Source organism: Flavihumibacter sp. CACIAM 22H1 (assembly GCF_001601815.1).
Lineage (GTDB): Bacteria > Bacteroidota > Bacteroidia > Chitinophagales > Chitinophagaceae > Flavihumibacter.
This window is the reverse complement of the sequence record NZ_LUKG01000043.1, coordinates 34933-38610: the sequence shown is the minus strand read 5'-3', so window position 1 is coordinate 38610 and position 3678 is coordinate 34933. Positions and strand designations below refer to the sequence as shown.

Sequence of the window (3678 nt, the reverse complement as noted above, 5' to 3'; positions counted from 1 at the left end):
GCAGGGGCAACGCATCCATATCGGTTCGTACCAGTATAACAGGGCCTTTCCCATTTTTCAGTACTCCTACTACCCCATATCCGCCCATATTTTGCGTAACCTCCCACCGAAGTTTCTTTAATTCCGTTGCCAGCAACGCAGCCGTTTCCGCTTCTTCGAAGGACAATTCGGGGTTCTGATGCAGTTTTTTATAAATACCGACGAGTTCATCTTTTTGTGTTGCAATAAACTGATCCAGCTCCTGTTGCACCTGCGAAAACCCTGGTTGCCCGATCACTAAGATCCCAATGAGCAGAACATATTTCATATGAGTATTTTATAATTCCCGGAGGAAGAGATTGGCAAATTGAAAGGTATTATTTGAAGCATGATCATCCTGTAGTGCAAGAGGACCTTCCGCTGCGATTCCTGGAAGTTGTGCATTGTCAATAACCGTAATGCCGTTAAGTTTAACCGTTAGCCTGTCCTTAACCAGGCGAAGGTAAAAGCGGTTCCATTGCCCGGGGAAATTATCTGCTTTTACCAGTGGAGTTACTGCTTGCCGCAGTTCTGCCGGCATTTTTTTATCTACCCGGTATCCATAGATTTCTCCTGATCCAAGGTACCTGTACCCTATATTGACCTGGTTTTTTGAATTTCCGCGGAGATAGATACCGGTATCGCCTGCATATAATTCCAATACCTGTTTAATGGAGCCATCCGGGTTTCTTGCTTCTTCTCCACTTGGCAGCACAACCGGGCTCCATTCAGCAGTGGGTTGGCGGGTAAGGCGCAGGTCGGCGATCAGTTCAAAATCGCGATAGGATTTTTTAGTCCACAGGCATTTATCCTGTTCCGTGCTTAAGCCGTCGTAATTAATTAGCCAGCCGGCTGCGGTCCAATGGCCTATATGGCCTGGTTTCAGTTGAAATTCGCTCAGTTCGGTTCCGTTGTACAGGGGTTGAAAGCGCGGATCCATTTCAGCTGAGCCATCCGTAGCAGCAGGGGCAGGGGAAGTTGCGGTGAACCGGATACGGGTAATTTTTCTTACGGAAGCGTCTTTCAAAAAGCAGATATAACCGGCTGTTCGGCCAGCTGTAGACATCGTGCGCACCAGCTTATTGCCGGCGAAAACCCTGATTTGCCCGTTTGTTGATTCAACTATATAACGGTTCCATTTTTTCTTTTCCAGGAAAATGGGACTTCCATCCGGATAAGGGCTTCCTTTTGCCGGCAGTGCATCGGCAAAAACTACCAGGTCTGGTGTTTCCCCGGCTTCCGCAAAAGCATCAAAACTCAGTATAAAATCTCCGGCCAGGTAAGGAGACCGCAGGTAGCCCGATCCGCCGGCCTGGGTTTGAAGGGTATCGTTTAACCAGCTCCATTCCTGCTTTGGAACATTAATAGCCGTCCAGTTGCCAAAAGCAGCAGTATCCTGAAATAAAGCATTTTGGGCAGCGGAGGGTGGTTTGCCGGGTCTGCAGGCACCCCAACAGCAACCGGTCAAAGCCAGTGCCAACACAACTCTTTTCATACCATCGGATCGTAGAGGTTTATAAAACAGGCGAACTACCCGGAATAGCAAAGGGATACAATCCATTTTTATCGGGCAGCACAGGTGCTTCTGCGTCCCATCCAAAACGTTTAGGCAAGAGGGTGAGTTCCGACTGAATTGCATCTTTCCATTCAACCAGTTTACCGGAGTGAGCAGCCATTCGTCCCAGTAGGGTGGTCATGGTGCTCATGGCACCCCATTCCGTATCGTTTAAGGGCGTATTGTTGCGGATGGCCTCGAATAGTTTATCGTGTTCGATCTGGTACGCATTTTCGGTTGATCCGCTCTGTCTTCTCCAGATGCGTTCCCCACTGGCGTCCCTGATCCCGGAATGAATACTGGCGGTACCATTCGACCCCTGAAAATAAGCACCACCTTTTGTGTAAGTTCCGGGAAGGTGGCGGATATAACTGTTGAGTTTGAACCCGTCTTCGTATTCGTATTCAATAGCAAAATTGTCGAATATGTCTCCCATATCGGGTTGACCCTGCATGGCTTTACCACCAATTGCCTGTGCCCTTACAGGGTAAGAACCTTTGAACCAGTTTACTACATCGGTATTATGGATCTGTAATCCGGCCGGCGAGCCTGCCCAAAGCCAGTTAAAATATCGCCAGTTGCGCAACTGGTACTCCATTTCAGATTGGCCTGCCGTTCGTTTAACCTGTTTCAAAGGGCCGATCATATAATAATCTGTAGCAGCAGTGATGGTACCGATTACGCCCTGCTTCATTTTATCTACCATTTCTATAAAGGCAGGATCGTACCGGTTTTGCAGGCCTACTACCACTTTAAGGTTTTTCGTGGAGGCCAGCTTACCTGTTTCCAGTACCTGGCGTATACCTGGTGCATCTGACGCCAGTGGCTTTTCCATGAAAACATGTTTACCGGCTTTAATGGCCGCCTCAAAATGAAGGGGCCGGAAGGCAGGCGGCGCAACCAATAATACAATATCGGCCAGCCGCATTGCTTTTTCATAGGCATCAAAGCCGGTAAAGCGATTGGCTTCCGGAACGTTTATTTTCCCTTTGATATCCTCCACCTTGTTTAGGAGACTAAGCGATTCATCAATTTTATCACGAAAAACATCGGCCATGGCAACCAGTTCTACGGCTCCTTTGGTGCGTAATGCATTTACCGCTGCCCCCGTTCCTCTGTCGCCACAACCAATGAGGGCAATTTTGAGTGTGCCGGGCGAAAGAAAATACCCTTTTGCCGCAGCAGGTAAGGAGCTGATTAAAACGGATCCGCCCAACAAGGCGCCGGTTTTTTTTATAAAGGATCGTCTTGGGTTGGTGCCATCTGGCCTGGAGGAAGATAGTTTCATCGTAATCGTTTTATTCAAAATGAAGCATGCCGAAATGCTGGTATTCATGAAAGTTTCCGCTGTTTGGCTGCCATGTCCAAAGCGCTTCGCCCTTATCGTAATCAATCCGGTACAGGTTTGCTTTCCAGGTATCGCCCGGTTTGGGAGCAGCCCCACCTACCGGCTTCAAAAGATCAAATGGAATAAAAAATTCTGCTACCCATTGCGTAACTGCCGCCCTGCTTTCTTTATTACCACCGGTTACGCTGGTTGCATGCAGCACCTTTCGCTGTATTGCCTGTTCAAAGGGTTGCCAGCTGTTTAGATCGCCCTTGTTATTAAAAATCAGCAGGGCTGTTTCATAATCCAGCGGTGATAATTCATATTCGAAATAATGGGTTTTAGTCGTATCGGGCTGAAGAAAAATTTCTATAACATCTTCTTTATAAAGAGCGCTGTTGTTTGCAGTAAGAGTATTGGTTAACAGGCTGTCCGTACAACGAAACAATCCATACAACCCCTTGCTGGAATAGAGCAGTTTAAATTCAGTAGAATAGGTAGATGGGTAGTTGGGCAGGGTATGGAGCCTGGTCCAGTTGATCACTTGCCAGTTGGTAGCTGTTCCGGTTCCGGATATAGAGAAATCGGCTGTTTTTTTCAACAGGTAAGCATTCTTCTTTTCTTCTGCCTGCTTACAGCATAAGAGCAAAAAAAGCAGGGGCAGTAGGGTTGCCCGTCCTATGTATTTATTATGGATTGGCGGGAAAGGCATCCGGGAACCATTTTTGAGCATTAAGGCGATAAATTTTATCGATAATCGGCCTTGGAAGATGTAGAC

The 3678-nt window shown here is 47.5% G+C and carries 3 protein-coding genes and 1 pseudogene; all 4 read right to left on the bottom strand.

What is annotated here, in order from left to right; genetic code table 11:
• A pseudogene (locus tag A1D16_RS12860) lies at positions 1-307 on the bottom strand (amidohydrolase); the annotation flags it as partial.
• A gap of 9 nt (positions 308-316) precedes the next feature.
• On the bottom strand, positions 317-1513 hold the full coding sequence (locus A1D16_RS12855) for a DUF1080 domain-containing protein (RefSeq protein WP_290710077.1): 1197 nt from the start codon (positions 1511-1513) through the stop codon (positions 317-319).
• A gap of 19 nt (positions 1514-1532) precedes the next feature.
• Positions 1533-2861, bottom strand: a complete 1329-nt coding sequence (locus A1D16_RS12850; RefSeq protein ID WP_290710075.1) for a Gfo/Idh/MocA family oxidoreductase — start codon at positions 2859-2861, stop codon at positions 1533-1535.
• Between the two features lie 10 nt (positions 2862-2871).
• Positions 2872-3612 (bottom strand): carbohydrate-binding family 9-like protein, encoded by a 741-nt coding sequence (locus A1D16_RS12845; protein ID WP_290710073.1) that lies wholly within the window; start codon positions 3610-3612, stop codon positions 2872-2874.
• Between the last annotated feature and the right edge of the window lie 66 nt (positions 3613-3678).